This window comes from Bifidobacterium commune (assembly GCF_900094885.1).
Lineage (GTDB): Bacteria > Actinomycetota > Actinomycetes > Actinomycetales > Bifidobacteriaceae > Bifidobacterium > Bifidobacterium commune.
On the sequence record NZ_FMBL01000003.1, the window covers coordinates 17,449 to 34,698 of the forward strand.

Consider the following 17,250-nt stretch of genomic DNA (forward strand, 5'->3'; position numbering starts at 1 on the left):
GCAACCACAACCGGCATGACGACAACATGAGCGACCTTAGCGAGAGGGTCCCAGACGAACTTCACTGGGACCCTCTCGCTATACGTTGCACTCTCGCGATTCAATGGATCCACACGGCAGCATCCTGATCATATTCGTCCGGATCGTAATCATCGTCATCGTCGGCAACGGAAGCGGCACCAGAGCCCGTACCTTCCTCATCAGCCACGGAATGCTGACCGAACGAATCAGCATGCGTGGGCCACATGCCCTCGAATACATCCGAATTGACATCAAGATCAAGTCCATCAGTTGCGCTCGCGGACCCAATATCCCCTAAACCGCCAAGCAAATTGGCATAGCCGTCACGCCCGATGCTGTCCACGTTCTCGTTATCCGCCCCAACGATATCGCCATCTTCCTCAGCTTCGGCAGACGCTGCCCCATCGGATGAGCCACTGTAAGCGGCCGTGTCGTCAACTACGCCTGAATCCGCATCAGCGTTGATTTCCGCGAGCGTCTTCGAGTCGATGTTGTACTTGGGCAGGTTATTCTTGATATAATCGCTTGCGGCAACGGCGGTGGGTATGTCATGCCCTACTTTTTCGGCCATATACCAACGATTTTGCAGCACTTCATGGAAGAACTGCGCAGGCTCGATTTTGGAACGGTATCCACGGGGAATCATTCGCACGACCGGCTCGAAGACTTCGCGCATCCAGTCCGTGGCCACGATTTCCAGTTCCTCTCCATCGCGCCAGGTGGAAGCACGATAAGCATCAAGGTCGTTCAAGAGCCTACGAGCCTGGTTCTCCTGCACATCCAAGCCGGTGAGACGCAAGAGCTTGCGAGATGCGTATCCGGCATCAACCACGCGTGGTCTGACAAGCACACGCTTGCCGTCATCGGCGGTCTTGACTTCAAGCTCGTCGACGTCGAAGCCCAAATCATTGAGCTTGTTGATGCGCTTCTCGATTTTCCACATCTCATCAGGACCGAAGTCATCCTGATCGGTTAGCGCACCCCACAGCGAATGGTAACGTTCAAGCAATCGGTCGCCCACCGCCACTTCGTCAACCTCGTCAGGCAGCAGCTTGCCGGAACCCAAGTCCATAAGCTCGCCGATGATGTTGGTACGGGCCAAATCCATGTCATATTCACGTTGCCCGACCGTCAACGAGGTGTGAAGAACACCGGTTTCCGCGTCTACCAAGAAGGCCGAGAACGCATCGGCATCACGCAGGAAGAGGACATTCGAAAGCGAGACATCCCCCCAATAGAAACCGGAAAGATGCAGACGCACCATCAACACCGCAAGCGCATCGATCAATCGATCGGTGGTGTCCGGGCGCAGATTCCCGGCGAACAAGGCACGGTACGGCAGTGAAAACTTGAGCTGTTTGGACACCAAAATCGATTCCAACGGCTCACCATCGCGCGTGTGCCGCCCGGTCACGACCGCAATAGGGGTGACCGTCGGCAGCTCTAGTTTTTGCAGACGGCGCAACAGCTCGTATTCGCGGGCAGCCACACGGCTGGTAATTTCCTTCATGGCATAGATTTCATCGCCGACATGCACGAATCGTACGACGTGTCGCGAAATACCGCGCGGCAGATTGGCCAGCAGTTCCTTGGGCCAGCTCGCCAACGGCTTCCCCCAAGGCAACGTGAACATTTTCGGGTTGGAACTGGCAGCGGTAATCTTTAACGCTGACGGCTCGGCCACCTCGGCCTCTTCGATGTCGGGGGCGGTCACCGACGTGGCCTTCAGAGCCCTCGGATCCATTTGCATTCCTTGCATTCCACCGGTCAGTTCCATACCTCAAATCTAGCGCCCGAACAGGATAGTTCCCAATTCGTCTCGCACACCTTCTTTCCCAGTCATAAAACAGGCATGGCGGACCGTCAATCCTCAAGCAATACGAAAAGGCCCACACGCGGACGTGCAGGCCTTTCAACGCATAAATGCGATTAGTTCAGACGCAGCTCGGAAGCCGGGGAGAAAAGGTGCATCTTGGACAGATCAATCTTGATCTTGACAATGTCGCCGATCTTCGGAAGCCGACGCGGGTTGACGCGAATCGTGGTTAACTTGTTCTGATCGGACATCGTTGCAGCGGCCTGCGAGGCAAAACCGTCGGTGACGATATCACCATAGATGTAACCATCGCTTCCCAGATCTTCAACATTCTGAACCCTCAGCGAGAAGGCGTTGGCCTCTTCAGGATCTGCCAGGCTGGCATCTTCAGGACGGAAGCCGACAACAATCTGGCCTTCATCCTCCGGAGTGAGCTTGTCAACAGCAGCCTTGTCAAGCTCGACGGTATCGCTGCCGATCTTTGCCTTACCATCAACAACCGGGTGGGTGTTGATGTTCATGGAAGGCGAGCCAATGAAGCCGGCGACAAAGACATTTTGCGGCTTATCATATAGATCGGTGGGGGCGCCAACCTGCTGCAGAACACCAAGCTTGATGACGGCGATGCGGTCGCCCATCGTCAGAGCCTCGGTCTGATCGTGGGTGACGTAGAGGGTGGTGACGCCGAGCTGGCGCTGCAAGGCGGCAATCTGGGTACGGGTCTGCACACGGAGCTTTGCATCCAAATTGGAAAGCGGCTCATCCATGAGGAAGACCTGCGGCTTACGGACGATGGCGCGGCCCATGGCCACACGCTGACGCTGACCACCGGAAAGTGCCTTTGGCTTACGGTCAAGGAACTCGGTCAAATCGAGGACCTTTGCGGCCTCCTCAACGCGCTGACGGATCTCTTCCTTCGGGACGCCTGCGATCTTCAGTGCGAAGCCCATGTTGTCGGCCACAGTCATGTGAGGATACAGAGCGTAGTTCTGGAAGACCATGGCGATGTCGCGGTCCTTCGGCTGCATCGTCGTGACGTCTTTATCGCCGATGAAAATCTTGCCTTTGTTGACTTCCTCAAGGCCAGCGAGCATACGCAGCGTCGTTGACTTGCCACAGCCGGAAGGCCCTACGAGCACAAGGAATTCACCGTCTTTAATATCGAGTGAAAGATCGGATACCGAGGCCTCGGTATTGCCTGGATAGATACGTGAAACATGGTCGAATACAACTTTTGCCATAATAAATTAGTCCTTTCATCGGCAGGTACGTGCCGAACGATCCGCTGTGAAGGGGTTTTGCATCAATCCGTAGGACAACATCGAGAAACGAATTTCCGCACTTTCATTCCATTCTGAGTGGGGTCTTGTGAAGGGACCGTCCCCTTCGGCTCAGCCTTAACTATACTCTGGCGATGCCGGCAACCGCAACATATACCCAGTAAATGACGAATTTCGATGAATATTCGTCTGCAGGGCATTCAGAATGAAGTGAGATGTATACTTCAATCACCATAATGAGAGAATATTCACATCAATATAAAGTAATTCCTGTTGCACATTAAATTAAACACTTATGCGTTTTTAACACAGTAAGACTGTTTGTTGAATCCTGAGCCGACAAATTAAGCTGAAGACGGAATTTTATTTTTCAAGAACACTTGTCGAGTTCACAGAAGCATGGCAAAACGCTTTACTTCTTCGTTTTCAAGACCTCAAAACCCAGATTTCGCAACAATCAGAGGATGTTTGCCACAAGCAATAAATCTCGTACCCCAAGCGCTGCGGCTATCATGAGCGGTGTTCGTTTTGCGCAACCATCCACACATCCGATTGAAAATATGACGAAAACTGCACCCATTTTTGTTTCGTTGTCACGGATTTAAATATAATTTTTATGTCGCAATAACCGATAAACCCATCAGAAGACTATAATATGAATATTTATTTAACTTCCGGTAATCAGATCCAATGGCTGCGAGAAATCACCCATGACGATTCGATTAACAAGATATCACAGCTGACAGGAATCCCGTACGCCACTTTGTACAAACGATTCAAATCAAACGAGCTGGCAACCGACGAAATTATCACCATTGCGCACAGCTACGGCATCAACCCGGTAGAGGCCTTGGTGCAGACGGGGGTCATTTCTGAGGAAGAGGCCACGGGAGTGCGCGGAGACGACGCTTTGCGTTTGTGCAACATCGAGTCAATAGCTCGGGAAATCATCCGGCGTGACAACAAAAAAAGCGAGTACACCCCCAGTAACAGACGAGACTGAACCGCCGACTCCTCAGCTGCCAGGTCTCCTCGGGAACAGATGAGCCTGGCGCTTCGAGCTGGCAGGTTTATGCATTTCGCACGTTCTTAGCGCATTGCCGTCAACTATCCGTCCCGAGGAGTTCTTAATATCCATCCGGCACTTTGAATCAACGAGACCTTCTAACAAGCTGTTAACGTTGCACTGAATTCACTTCAACACTCTTCGCCAGGCACACAATCATCAATTTTTGATTAAAATCTTGCGTGCATTCCTTTCATGCGTTATCGTCACAGATATGACATCATCATTTTCTTTTGTGGACAGCAACATTCAGGCCGGCTTCAACCGTTCGGCCATGAGCTGCATTTCTCGTCCCAGCACAATGATGTCCTGTATGACGATTTCTTGTTGTCACTGAAACAGATCGGCTGCTCTGACGCTGAAGTTCCTGCGCATGCTGTGATGTAGTTCACCTTAGACATCTACTTGCTCTTGGTCTTACTACAGGATTAACGATTCCCATTGATGTTCGCAGCAGAACGGACATAATTCGGCGTTTCAAATTCGAAACAGGATTTGCAAACAGCCTCTCTGGCAATTATTGCCCCTTCACCCACTCCAAAAATACTGAAATACGAACGTTTTCAGCATTGTCATAGCATATTCGCATCACCATAATCGTATGCCATTCATCAACAAAGCTTTACCTATTTTCACACAACAGTAATTGAGAGGAACATCATGACAGACACCTTATGGAACTGGCTGGCTTTAAGCGTTACCACCCTGTTGTTCGCCGGATTGGCGCTGCTAAGCATCAAGAAAAAAGCCGGCTTCAGCGCCCGCGTAATTATCGCCACCTTGCTCGGCATCATCATGGGGGTGGTGTTCAAGGAGCACACCACCTTCATCGCGGCGTTCGGCGAAATCTGGTCGAACGCCATCGGCGCCATCGTCGTGCCGCTGCTGCTGTTCAGCGTCATCGCAAGCATCACCAATCTCGGTTCGTCGCTGCGCCTGAAGAACATCGGCGCGAAAACCGTGGTCTTCCTACTGCTCAATACGTTGACCGCTTCGCTCATCACGCTCGGGCTTGCGCTGGCGTTCGGCGTGGGCAAGGGCTTCAATGTCGCCATGCCACAGCATTATCAAGCCAAACAGGTGCCCGCGGTGCTTGATACCATCGTCGGGCTCTTCCCCTCCAACCTCATATCCAGTTGGTCGGCGAACCAGGTGGTGCCGGTCGTCATTTTCGCTGTCCTCGTGGGTCTGGCCTACAACTCAGCAGCCTCAACAGCCAAAGGCGAAACGGTTGTCAAACCGTTCAAAACATTCGTAGATGCAGGCAACGTCGTCCTTTCCAAAGCCACGCAGATCGTCGTTGGATTCACTCCATACGCCGTACTTGCACTCATCGCCGCAGCCATCTCCAACAGCAACCTCGTGGCGCTGCTGCCGCTGCTGCTTGTGTTGGTCGTGGCTTACATCGCCATGGCAGTGCAGATGTTCGCCATCCAGCCCTTCATTCTCGGCGTGACCGCGCGAATCAATCCGCTGCATTTCTTCAAATTCTTCTGGCCGGCAGGAGTTGTCGCATTCACCTCCGAAAGCAGCATCGGTACCATTCCCGTGACCGTACGGCAGTTGCGCAAGGGCGGAGTTCCTGAAGACATCGCCTCGTTCGTCGCCTCACTGGGTGCAAATCTGGGCATGCCGGGATGCGCTGGTGTATGGCCCACACTGCTTGCAGTGTTTGCCATCAACTCATTGGATATGCACTACTCTCCCCTGCAATATCTGCTTCTTGTGGCACTGACCCTGCTGATTTCCATCGGCACTGTCGGAGTGCCCGGAACCGCCACCATCACCGCAACCTCCCTGTTCGCCGCCACCGGCCTGCCGATTGCCTTCATCGGCATCGCCCAACCGATCTCGCAAATCGCGGACATGGGACGAACCGCGCTTAATGTGGCCGGAGCTTCCAATACCGCGGTGATTGTCGCTGCCACCGAGCACCAGCTCAACCCGAACCTTTACGAAGGCCGCGAGGAACTCACTGACGACAAGCAAGATTCGCTGAATTCTCACAAGGAAGCCGACATACTTGCAGCAAGCACCAGCTCGGCAGAAAACGCAGGTGAGCGTGAAGCGGCAACCACAGAATCGGTTCAGGCATCGGCGACAAATTCGCCAACTCCTTCACTGAACCTTGCCTCTACCGAGAATCTGCTCAATTTCTCGCCAAGCGCTGCCCTTGACAGTCAGGACAACGACATGTGCGGCCTGCGTTCTTTCGATAAGCACGACGAGAAATAACGCATCGCCGAAAACTGCTGAGAATCACACAGCAGGAAAAAGCGCATCGTCCGACGAGGTTATCTCGGGGACGATGCGCTTTTCACGTCATCGAAGCGGAATCAGCGGCGGCACTCAGCCGTGTGGCTGAGTTTCCGCCGGAATCACGGACCGGTAAGGCTTGCCCTTGAACTGCTCGGCATAGCTTTCCTTGGCCTCCTGCAACAGCTTCTGATCGGTCAAGGCATCGTAAGCGGTCAGCGCTATGGTCTTCGCAGCCATCACTAGGCCCTTGTGAGCCACGCTCGATTGCCCGTTGGCCACCCACTGCCAAGAATGAGGCGGGGTACCCAAAGGTTCGAAGCCGGCCATGAACTGTGCAGTGGGGGTGCACCAACTCACATCACCGACATCGGTGGATGCCTGGCCCTTGGTGCTGGTCGTATAGATGAGCGGGAATTTGGGCAGCGCCATACTAGAATTGGCGATTTCGCTCGCTTCTTCATCGCTCAGTTCAGGGTTCGCCGCCTTGAGGCGTTCGGTTAGCGGGCCAACATAGCCTTCGGGGTTGTTTGACTGAATCTTGCGTTCGAATTCCATCTCCTCATCGGTGAGCTCAAGCGGGCCGACCAGATCGAGGTTCTTGTCCATCGCCTCACTCAGCGGGTGGTTCGGCACATAGTTGGCGCAAGCGGAATCGAAGTCGATGGATAGCTCGGTATCCGTCATCATGGCAGCGCCCTTAGCGATCTTGACGACACGGTCGTAGATTGGCTTGGCCTGCTCAAGGAACGGGGCACGCACGAAGAAGTACAGCGTTGCGGTGGGATGCACGACGTTCGCCGACTTGCCGCCATCATCCAGGTACGCGTAGTGAATGCGGGCTTCATCGATGATGTGCTCACGAAGGAACTGCACTCCCACCGTCATCAGCGTTGCTGCATCGAGTGCGTCACGTCCCTGCTCCGGAGCCGCAGCCGCATGAGCCGCAACACCCTTGAAGCTGAAGTTGGCCTGTATCACCGCAAGTCCGCCGCCACCAGCGACAGAGGTAACATCTGATGGATGCCAGGTGAAGGCCGCATCAACGTCATCGAAGACACCGTCACGAGCCATGAACGCCTTGCCGTAACCGCTTTCCTCGGCCGGGCAGCCGAACAGTTTCAGCGTACCCTTGAGCTGTTTTTCCTCCATCAGCGTCTTCAGCGCAACGGCCGCACCCAGGGCACCTGTGCCGAGCACGTTGTGGCCGCAGCCCTGCCCCGGAGCTCCCGCCACCAACGGCTTACGATCGGGATTGCCGGCTTCCTGACTCAGATTATCAAGCGCGTCATATTCCGCGGTGATGCCGATCACAGGACTGCCGGAACCGTAGGTGGCGATGTAAGCGTACTCCATGCCCGCCACGCCTTTTTGAACATCGAAGCCCTCTTTTTCAAGCACTTTATAATGTTGCTCAACGGAATTCGGCACTGTGAACCGTGTCTCGGGCGTCTCCCAGATACGATCCGAAGCCTCTATGAACTCGTCTTTCTTTTCATCGACGATATCCATGATTCGGCGCTTGTCATCATTGATGTTTGCAACTTGCATAAGGCATTTCCTTTCAGGATGTAAGCCTTCTCCATGTTCCCGGATAACATAAAATGGGCTGGCAGACACCGCGTTGGCCACATAATCAACTCAGCCTCTCGCGACCGATTCTATCAAGTCGTCTGCCGCTATAACGGCGGGCAAGGTCAAACGCGCTTGCGGCTACCGAACTTGAATGCAGCAGCAATAGCGGCAAACAGCACCATAACGCCAGAGACGATCAAAATCAAAACGCCGGTCTGTGCCCAAGGTGGCCTTTTTCTTGGCAGCCTACAAGCCGTTGGGCACAAACGGAGAAGACCAGCGGAAACATCGACATCACGTTGCGTCATCACACCACCATCGAACCACTTGCCGTCAAAATAACGAGACAGGAATTTATCCTACCGAATACTTACAATATAGGCATATCAAATACGTTTACCCATTTATAATCAATGCCAACAATTTAGCTCCATACGAAATCGGCAGTACAACCAAATAAATCACGATTGGCAACACCTCAAATAATGCCATCTGCCAGTATGATAGGGCTTGAACTCTCAAGGAAAGGCGGCACTATGCGCGGCATAAGGATTGGCGTGGTGGAAGATGAACCCGCTGCATGCCAGCAAGTGCTTGAATATCTGGACCATTACCAAAACGAAAACAACGAAAACTTCACGGTTTCCGTATTTGACGACGGTGCCAAAATCGTTGAAAACTACCGGCCCATCTACGACATCCTGCTGCTTGATATCGAAATGAAGGAAATGGATGGCATGGAGGCGGCGCGACGCATCCGCAAAATCGACAACAGCGTGGTTATCGTCTTCATCACCAACGCTTCGCAGTACGCCATCAACGGATATGAGGTGCAGGCACTCTCATATTTGCTCAAGCCAGTCCCCTACTTTGCGTTCTGCCAAGAACTGCAACGCTGCATCCTGACCGTGCGGCGCCAGGCCGACGAATCGATGCTTTTCGAAATTGGTTCGCAGCGCGCCCGCGTTGAACTCAAGTCCATCGTCTACATCGAATCAATCCGACACACCATCATCATTCACACGCTTGATGGCAAGCTTTCGGTCACATCGACATTGAAGGAGCTCGAGGCGCAGCTTACCGAGCATGATTTCTTTCGATCAAATTCCTGCTATCTGGTCAACCTGCGCCATGTCACCGGCATCGAGGACCAGGATTGCATCATGAGCAATGGGGAACGCCTACGCGTCAGCCGGCCGCGCAAAAAAGGCTTTGTCTCCGCACTTGCCAGCTATATAAACGGCGGGTCGCAATGACCACCATCACGAACGCGCTGCCCAACATCCCGCGACTGTATACCGGCATCTGCGAATGGCTATCCTGTGTGATCTACCTGCTGGTCATGTACCGGCGCGCACCGAAATGGCGCAGTATAACCGCGGCGGCCGTCGGCCTTCCCGCGATCATCGGCATCCAGTATTTCGACGGGGCGATGGACATTGATTTTTGGATCTTCGGAATGCTGCTTGCAGTAGCCGGAATGTATGCAGTCATCTTTTTTGGCGCGCAAACCACGATGCGAGAATGCTTGTATATCACCACACGTGCTTTCGTACTCGCAGAACTTATAGCGTCATTGCACTGGCAGATCGCCACATTTATCGGGTTCAACGACCACACAAATCTGCGCAGGCACGCACCCCTTGCCGGACTTGAACTGCCGACAGTCTGCCTTGCCACGATTATTTATTTTGTCGGGTTCGGTATGGCATGGATTATCGAGCGCCGCAATTTCGAACGCGAACGCCCGATGGATCCCAGCCGCACGGTGGTGATGGGTTCCGTCATCATCACCATCGTTACCTTCGCCATGAGCAATCTGAGCTTCATTTCGACCAACACGCCATTTTCCGGATCGGTTGGGCAGGAAATCTTCTACATCCGCACGCTCGTTGATTTGTGCGGCTACGCCATTCTGAAAGCGCAACAGGAGCAGGCGCGCGTGACCCGAGCCAATGTCGAACTCACGTCCATCGACGCAAAACTGCAAAGCGAGCACCAGGAATATCTGCAGTCCAAGGAAAACATCGAATCACTCGGACGCATCGCACATGATTTGAAGCATCAGATCGCTGCACTGAGAGCCGAGGTCGACCCCGAGCACGCAGCCGCCGGCTTCGAACAACTTGAGGCGTCGGTCAAAGAGTACAGCGCCCAAGAGCACACCGGCAATTCGGTGCTTGATGTTATTCTCACTTCCAAAGTCAAGACGTGCGCGCAGCACGGCATCACCCTAACCACCGTCGCCGACGGTAAATTACTGTCCAACATGAGCTCGATGGACATTGCCACGCTCTTCGGCAACGCACTGGACAATGCCATAGAAGCAGCATCGAAAGTCACAAAGCCGGAACGCCGCCTCATCAAACTCGCACTTCACACACACGGTCGGTTCACGGTCATACGCGTCGAAAACTATTACGAATCCGCACTGCAACGGGACAACCAAGGCGATTTGCGCACCACTAAATCGGACGATCGCGCCCACGGCTACGGTGTGAAATCAATCCAGCATATCGCCAAGCTATACAACGGCAACGTCAGCATCAAAACCCACGATCACTGGTTCACCCTGACCGTATTGCTGCCGCACTAAACAACCAATACCCCCACAAACGCACAGTGTCCGTAGAATCGTGTGGTTTACACGTTTCTACGGACACTGTTACCGTTAATCACTACAGCCAATTCAAAATTGGCTACTATTCGGATTTTTCGCCCTTCTCAGCGGGGGCTATCCACCACTTGAGCAGCGGATAGCTGATGACGACGGCCAGAATCGTATTGACCACGGAAGCCAAAGTCGAGGAAATGGCGTCATTCCAACCGAAGCCCTTGCAGATTGTGGTGATGTAACCTGGCAACAGCAGACCGACAATGACGATGATGACAGCCAGAATCGCATACTTCCATGCAGCGGACTTGAAGCTTGCGTCAGACTTGAAAACCCACTTCATCTGGACCACAAAATTGACTGCCTGAGCCAGTATTTCCGCAATCAGGAAAGTGAGGAATCCGCCCAAACCGTTGGAGCTTGGTTTCGAATAGTTGAAAATAAGGAAACTGAACGGTTGAGTCAGGTTCATCGCGTGCACAAACAGCGCGGTCAGGCCCCATACAGCCACGAAACGCGTGATGGTCGAGATGTTCGAGAGCACGTTGAACTTGATGAATTCCCAAAGGTTCGGATATTTGTCAATCAGACGCCTGCAAGCGGCCATGAATCCCCTGCCTTCAGGATCGTTGCCAGGTCCCGGATTCTGATTGTCTACTGACTGATGTGCGGACTCGTTCATTTGTTTTCAAGCTCCTTTTCTACACGCTTATTGGCGGAAATATTGCGGAAATAACCGGCGACGAACGAACCGATACCCCGGAAGGTATGGCCGTTCGCAATCTTGACGATGGCCTGCACCATCGCCGCGTCGATCATGCCTTGCGTCATCTTGCACATCGCACGTGGCGGCATGTTGAGGATGAAGAGGGTATTGAGGTCAGGCTGGCCGGTTTTCCGACGGACAGATTCCTCACGTTTGGTCAGCGTCTTTGCAATCGTGCGCGCTACAAAGCCACGTGAATCGACCCACGAGGAAATCGGGTCGTTCTCCCCGAAGACGGTGGTCTTGCCGGGAGCGATGACACCGTGACCGAACAAGGCGGTCATCTCGTTGTCGGTGACATCCTTGACCCTACCCTTGAGGTAGTTGCCGAGCACCGGGTTCGGCGGGCACAGATCAATATCGCCTTGAATCGACTCACGAACGGAAAGCGGTAGGTTCACGACGGAGTCGCCGACGAGAATTTCACGTTCGCCCGTCTCCGTTTTCCAAGTGCCTGGCACCACGTCGTAATGACGGAACGTATAGCGGTCAAACGCGATGGTGACTTTCTTGGTTTCATGAGCGCCGAGAAAGACCTTCTTGAAGCCCTTGAGCTCTCGATCTGGACGCATCGCACCGCCCTGCGGACCGCGCACATACATCTGCGCGACAGTGGCACCGGGGATGTCGGAATCATTGGTCACACTAAATGTGATGCCATTTTCGTCGCTGCTCAGATCGGAATACGTAAACGTGCTGTAGCTCAGGCCGTAACCGAACGGGAAGCGAACAGGCACGCCCGCGGTCTGGTAATAACGGTAGCCGACGAAGGGCCCTTCACGATAAATCGCGTCGCGACCGATGGCCGGGTACCAGCCAGAGCTGGGGCAATCCGTGTACTTGAGCGGCCAAGTCTCGGCAAGATGACCGGATGGATTGACTTCGCCTACAAGCACACGCGCGGTCGCCGAAGCTCCGGCCTGACCGGAAAGACCGATGTACAGAAGCGAAGCGATATCGTCAAACCAAGGCAGTTCGACGGGAGAGCCTGCAACAAGCACGACAACCACGGGCTTTCCGGTGGCGGACAGTGCTTTGACCAGTTCATTCTGACCTTCAGCGATGGCCATGGTGGAACGGTCGAGACCTTCGGACTCACTGCGTTCATCAAGACCAACGACAGCGACGACCACATCGGTGGTATCGGCCGCCGCCAGTGCAACGGCATCTTCAACCAGCACACTGTTCTTGCCACCGTGGCGCTCGTAGCCCTGCTGATAACCGACAACATCGATGCCGCCCATCTTCTTGAGCTCATCGAGCAGGTTCTCCTCACCAGTCGCGTTGACCTTCGAAGATCCGGATCCTTGGTAACGCGCCGTTTCGGCCATATCGCCGATAACCGCCACACGGGTACCCGGCTTGAGGGGGAGCGCCGGAGCGACAGTGCCGTCTGCACTGCCGTTCCTAAGCAACACAGCCGTGTTTTCAGCCACATGACGAGCGATTTCATGATGCGTCTTAATAACATCATCACTAAGGAGGTCATCGCGTCCCACACCCTCAAAACGCGTCCGTTCGGCAAGTGTGGCAACCTCGCGGGCACGAACGTTGATATCAGCCTCGGCCAAAGTACCGGCCTTCACCGCCCCCACCAGCTCACGCACGGAGGTGTATCCCGGCGACGGCATCTCAAGCGAGCCGCCTGCTTTCACTGCGGCAACCGCGGAATTCGAACCACCCCAGTCGGAGATGACGGTGCCGTCGAACCCCCATTCCTGACGAAGAATTTCGGTCAGCAGGTGCTTGTTTTCGTGGGCATATGTGCCGTTGACCTGATTGTAGGAAGTCATGATGGCCCAAGGGCTGGCCTCACGAATCATGATTTCAAAACCGGTCAGATACAGCTCACGCAATGTGCGCTCGTCGATAACCGAATTGGACGCCTGACGGCGCAGCTCCTGACTGTTGACGGCAAAATGCTTCGGACAGGAAGAGACACCATTGCTCTGAATACCCTTGACGAGGCCAGTGGCCAAGCGTCCGGCGACCTGCGGGTCTTCGGAATAATACTCGAAGTTGCGGCCGCACAGCGGGTTGCGCTTGATGTTCATGCCCGGACCGAGCAGCACATTCACGTCAAGGTCATGCGCCTCACGTCCCAATGCCTTTCCCATTTCCTCAGCGAGATCGGGATCCCAAGAATTGGCCACCGTACCGGCGGTGGGGAAGCAGGTTGCAGGCTTGGATGCGCCGAGACCGAGATGATCGCCTGCGCCAAGCTGTCGACGTACGCCGTGGGGGCCATCGCTCATCACAAAGCTGGGGATGCCGGCACGCTCATTGCCCCGCGAATCCCACTCGGATCCGCCGGAAAGCATCGCGGCTTTCTCGGTCACCGAAAGCTCTTCGAGTTCCATGGTTCTCCTTCAGTAATTTTGTTGTCGCCATACAGCTATCGTCACCGTAGCTGAAACCCGACATGCATTAGTGTGCAGATATATGCAACGCCGCACAAGGCTGTGCCACATCGCATACAATCCACCAATAGCAATTTTATTTAAGCAACAAAATCAACGACCGGGAGCCGTTACAGCCTAAGCTGTCGATTCGTTGGCATGAACGGTGCGAAGCCGTGAAGATATGGCAAAGCCCCCACCGAACGTAGCAGATGGGGGCTTTGCGTATTAGTTCAAACCTTTGCCCGGTGAACCATCAAAGCACTATCAACGAACACCGGAATCAAGGCCTTTCACCTTATGCTCACTCCTCTTCGGAAGTGACCTGCTCTGCAGTTCCATCGGGAGTGACAGACTCGGCCATTTCGTCGGAAACTGCCTGCTCCGGAGTCTCAACGGACTGAAGAGCTTCAGTCACCTTGGCCGCCTCACGACGGCTGCGGAAGCGGCGGATGGCCACAACTTCAAGACCGATGAAGAGCAGTCCGAAGACAACCCAAGCAGCATACATAGCCGTACGCCAGATCGGGGTCTCAGCCTTCGGCTCACCCTTCTCGTACTCCCAGCTGTTCACCACGGTGTAGAGCACGTTCTTGGTAGCCCTACGCATGGCAATCACGGAAGTCGCGGACTTGTCGGTGATGTGATTGGTCACCTTGGTGGTCGCCAACATGGTGTCACCGCCGTTGCGAATGATCTGATCGGCGTTCTGGAAGCCGTAACCTGCATAGTAATCCGTAACAACGAAGCCCTTAAAGCCCCACTCGTCGCGCAGCAGCGACTGAAGCAACGCCGGATTCGCACCTGCATAAGTGGGTCCGATATAGTTGAAGGAGCTCATCACAGCCCGTGCGCCACCGGTCTTCACGCTCATCTCGAACGGCTTCAGGTACACCTCACGCATCGCCTGCTCGTCAGCCCAGGTGCAAAGCATGTTGGTACGGTTGCTTTCCTGCTCATTCATCGCGAAGTGCTTGATGAATGCGTAGACGCCCTTGGACTGGGCACCAGCAGCCTGATTGGAGGCCATTGTGCCGGCTACCAGCGGATCCTCGGAGAAGTACTCGAAGTTGCGGCCGCCGAACACATCGCGATGCACGTTCATTGCAGGTGCGTACCAGCCGGCAACGTGCATGTCGTGACCCATTTCACCGATGAGCTCACCGAAGCGCTTGGCGAGATCTTTGTTGAAGGTCGCAGCGACGGCGGTGGAAGCCGGGAAGCCGATAGAACCGGCCTTGGTGAAGTTGTTGTTCAAGGAAGCAGGGCCATCAGCGTCAGTGACACGCGCCTTGCCGATGGAATCAATCGCAGCGGTGCCGTATCCACCATTGGCGATGAGCTCATCCATCTCCTTGAACGTCAACTGGTCGAGCAGCTTGTCCCATTCAGGATCGTCAAAAGACTTTCCACGCAGCGACGCCAGGCGAACGTTGTTCTTCGCACCTGTCGTAGGCATCTTGTCGTCGGCCTGGTTATGGTCGGCCGCCTTGTAGTTGCCGTTGTTGACGAACTCAGACTTCACTTTGTCGCTCATCTTGAAATCGGTGGGAACCGAATTTGCAGCAGCGAAGTTCGCGAAGTGTCCGGCACGGGAGAGATACGTGACGTTCTCGCCCCTGGCCTTGTCGAAGATGTTCGTCGCCGGTGTCTTGTCTCCGTTATGGGCCTTGCCCTTGGCGTTGTACGTGGTCGTGGAGTCGACGGTAACCGTCTTGGTATCGATCACGGTGTGGGAATCGGACTGCACCGAAATCTCATACTGCCCCTGCTCAAGCACGTATGCACGAGCACCCTTCGAATCGTACGAAGCCATGTCGGAATCGTTGAACTCGATCTTCACGGTCTGCGAAGCGCCAGGCTTGAGAACATCGGTCTTGGCGAACGCAACAAGATTGGTGCTCGCCTTCTCGATGCCACCTTCGGTGTACGGAGGGTTGTAGTAGACCTGAACGACGTCCTTGCCAGCCTTGGACCCATCGTTCTTCACGGTGACATCAAAGCTGACCTTGCCGTTGCTGTGGTTGATCGAACCCATCTTTTCGCTGAACTTGGTGTAGCTCAGGCCGTAACCGAATGGATAGCGAACCATGCTGTTATAGTCGATCAGACCTTCCTTGGCAGCAGTCTCGTAGAAGCGGTAGCCGACATAAATACCCTCGGTGTAATTGATGAAAGTCGGCTTGACAGTCTCGGTCTTACCGGTGAAGCCGGCAAAGCTCTGCGCGAATTCATCAACGTTGTTGTACTTGAAATCACCAGAGTTGTTGTAGGTGACGGACTTCTTCAAATCCTTCAGGAAGGTATCTGCAGTGCGACCGGACGGGTTGATGTCGCCCGCGAGCACACGACCGAGAGATGTGAAGCCGGTCTGACCAGCCGGCGGACACCACACGAGAGACTTGACCTGAGGATATTGATCAAGGAAGTCGAACTGGAACGTGTTTGCACCGTTGTAAACAACCGTCACGTTCTGGAAGTTCTTGGCGACGAGATCGAGCATGTTCTTCTCGGTCTGATCGAGCTGCAGGATGGATTCGCCTTCTTGGAAGTCCTCATAATTCTTCGAGTTGTTGGTGTAGGTAATATCCTTGGCTTTCATATTGGTCGGAAGATCGGCGCCCTCGCCGCCTACACGGCTAATAACCACAACTGCCTGGTCGGAGTATGACTTCGCCTGATCGATGAGGCTCTGCGAATACCGGTCCGCTGGCACTTCGGGTAGGGTCCAATCCTGGGCAAACATACCAACTTCCGGACGATCCTTACGGTAATCCGTATAAAGCTTGGAAAGCTTGTCGTTGGGTTCGAGGCCGGCATTCTTCATACCCTGAAGCAGGGAAACGGTGGGATACTGCTTCGACATCGAACCAGAACCCGTTCCACCATAAACCGGGTTGGTGGAGCCCCAGCCGAATACGTTGACCTTCTTGCTGGAAAGTGGCAAGTTGTTGCCATCATTCTTCAGAAGGGTCACCGCTTCGCTCTGAATATCCTCAGCGAGTTTATTACCCTTGTCCACAGTGCTCTGTGAAAGCTCATATTTCTTAGCAGACACATTGTTGAGCAGCGTGGCCATCGGGCCGGTGAGCATCATGGAGACGGCGGCAACTATGGCCACCATGGCCACAAGCCACGTCTCGCTGCGCACGAACTTGCGGGTTCCGACGTTTTTTACCGTCTTCTTGTTGACGGCGATGCTGATGATAACGGCCAAAACCATAAAGACACCAATCGCCACCAGATAGGGCACCAATGACTTAATGACGTTGACGACATCAGCCATGTTGATCTGCAACATGAGAAGTCCTCTCTTATTTACCTGCATATCGTGAATGAATCGATTGCGCCTGAATCACAGTATCGCAACCGTACATACTCGCTCAACTTTGAACAAAGCCAATGCGACGATGCAACATTCATACAATTTCATTGTGCACTGTTAGTCAAAACGACG

At 54.1% G+C, this 17,250-nt stretch carries 10 protein-coding genes; 4 read left to right on the plus strand and 6 right to left on the minus strand.

Annotated features, from left to right (window positions below):
• Positions 1-100 precede the first annotated feature (100 nt).
• Together GA0061077_RS05480 and GA0061077_RS05485 are read right to left on the minus strand one after the other, a co-directional pair.
• Positions 101-1,765, minus strand: a complete 1,665-nt coding sequence (locus GA0061077_RS05480; protein ID WP_407640891.1) for a DUF4032 domain-containing protein — start codon at positions 1,763-1,765, stop codon at positions 101-103.
• Positions 1,766-1,950: 185 nt separating this feature from the next.
• On the minus strand, positions 1,951-3,078 hold the full coding sequence (locus tag GA0061077_RS05485; RefSeq protein WP_091847961.1) for an ABC transporter ATP-binding protein: 1,128 nt from the start codon (positions 3,076-3,078) through the stop codon (positions 1,951-1,953).
• A 694-nt stretch (positions 3,079-3,772) separates the two neighbouring features.
• Here GA0061077_RS05485 and GA0061077_RS05490 point away from each other — a divergent pair.
• Together GA0061077_RS05490 and GA0061077_RS05500 are read left to right on the plus strand one after the other, a co-directional pair.
• Positions 3,773-4,120 carry a hypothetical protein gene (locus tag GA0061077_RS05490; protein ID WP_091847962.1) on the plus strand — a complete coding sequence of 116 codons (348 nt, stop codon included), beginning with the start codon at positions 3,773-3,775 and terminating at the stop codon, positions 4,118-4,120.
• A gap of 723 nt (positions 4,121-4,843) precedes the next feature.
• A complete protein-coding gene (locus GA0061077_RS05500; protein WP_091847964.1) occupies positions 4,844-6,418 on the plus strand; it encodes a dicarboxylate/amino acid:cation symporter in 1,575 nt (524 codons plus the stop codon).
• Positions 6,419-6,532: 114 nt separating this feature from the next.
• Here GA0061077_RS05500 and GA0061077_RS05505 read toward each other — a convergent pair whose 3' ends face one another.
• Complete coding sequence (locus GA0061077_RS05505) at positions 6,533-7,990, minus strand: amidohydrolase (protein WP_091847965.1); 1,458 nt, start codon at positions 7,988-7,990, stop codon at positions 6,533-6,535.
• Between the two features lie 560 nt (positions 7,991-8,550).
• Between GA0061077_RS05505 and GA0061077_RS05515 the strand changes: the two genes are divergently transcribed.
• Both GA0061077_RS05515 and GA0061077_RS05520 read left to right on the plus strand, forming a co-directional pair.
• On the plus strand, positions 8,551-9,270 hold the full coding sequence (locus GA0061077_RS05515) for a LytR/AlgR family response regulator transcription factor (RefSeq protein ID WP_091847967.1): 720 nt from the start codon (positions 8,551-8,553) through the stop codon (positions 9,268-9,270).
• Entirely contained in the window at positions 9,267-10,610 is a 1,344-nt protein-coding gene (locus tag GA0061077_RS05520) for a sensor histidine kinase (RefSeq protein ID WP_091847968.1), read from the plus strand. The genes GA0061077_RS05515 and GA0061077_RS05520 overlap by 4 nt, the downstream gene beginning before the upstream one ends.
• 106 nt (positions 10,611-10,716) lie before the next feature.
• Here the strand turns inward: GA0061077_RS05520 and GA0061077_RS05525 are convergent, their stop codons facing one another.
• The 3 genes from GA0061077_RS05525 to GA0061077_RS05535 all read right to left on the minus strand — a co-directional run bounded on the left by GA0061077_RS05525 (position 10,717) and on the right by GA0061077_RS05535 (position 17,094).
• Positions 10,717-11,235 carry a GtrA family protein gene (locus GA0061077_RS05525; RefSeq protein WP_091848146.1) on the minus strand — a complete coding sequence of 173 codons (519 nt, stop codon included), beginning with the start codon at positions 11,233-11,235 and terminating at the stop codon, positions 10,717-10,719.
• A gap of 71 nt (positions 11,236-11,306) precedes the next feature.
• The gene (locus GA0061077_RS05530) at positions 11,307-13,754 is read right to left on the minus strand and encodes a glycoside hydrolase family 3 C-terminal domain-containing protein (RefSeq protein WP_091847969.1); all 2,448 of its coding nucleotides are present in this window, start codon (positions 13,752-13,754) and stop codon (positions 11,307-11,309) included.
• Positions 13,755-14,097: 343 nt separating this feature from the next.
• On the minus strand, positions 14,098-17,094 hold the full coding sequence (locus GA0061077_RS05535) for a beta-glucosidase (protein WP_091848147.1): 2,997 nt from the start codon (positions 17,092-17,094) through the stop codon (positions 14,098-14,100).
• Positions 17,095-17,250: the final 156 nt, after the last annotated feature.

What these genes read in the sequence shown, in the direction of transcription:
- GA0061077_RS05535 (WP_091848147.1), bottom strand. Translation starts at nt 17,094, where the DNA reads ATGTTGCAGATCAACATGGCTGATGTCGTCAACGTCATTAAGTCATTG.
- GA0061077_RS05480 (WP_407640891.1), bottom strand. Translation starts at nt 1,765, where the DNA reads ATGGATCCGAGGGCTCTGAAGGCCACGTCGGTGACCGCCCCCGACATC.
- GA0061077_RS05530 (WP_091847969.1), bottom strand. Translation starts at nt 13,754, where the DNA reads ATGGAACTCGAAGAGCTTTCGGTGACCGAGAAAGCCGCGATGCTTTCC.
- GA0061077_RS05525 (WP_091848146.1), bottom strand. Translation starts at nt 11,235, where the DNA reads ATGGCCGCTTGCAGGCGTCTGATTGACAAATATCCGAACCTTTGGGAA.
- GA0061077_RS05490 (WP_091847962.1), top strand. Translation starts at nt 3,773, where the DNA reads ATGAATATTTATTTAACTTCCGGTAATCAGATCCAATGGCTGCGAGAA.
- GA0061077_RS05515 (WP_091847967.1), top strand. Translation starts at nt 8,551, where the DNA reads ATGCGCGGCATAAGGATTGGCGTGGTGGAAGATGAACCCGCTGCATGC.
- GA0061077_RS05485 (WP_091847961.1), bottom strand. Translation starts at nt 3,078, where the DNA reads ATGGCAAAAGTTGTATTCGACCATGTTTCACGTATCTATCCAGGCAAT.
- GA0061077_RS05500 (WP_091847964.1), top strand. Translation starts at nt 4,844, where the DNA reads ATGACAGACACCTTATGGAACTGGCTGGCTTTAAGCGTTACCACCCTG.
- GA0061077_RS05505 (WP_091847965.1), bottom strand. Translation starts at nt 7,990, where the DNA reads ATGCAAGTTGCAAACATCAATGATGACAAGCGCCGAATCATGGATATC.
- GA0061077_RS05520 (WP_091847968.1), top strand. Translation starts at nt 9,267, where the DNA reads ATGACCACCATCACGAACGCGCTGCCCAACATCCCGCGACTGTATACC.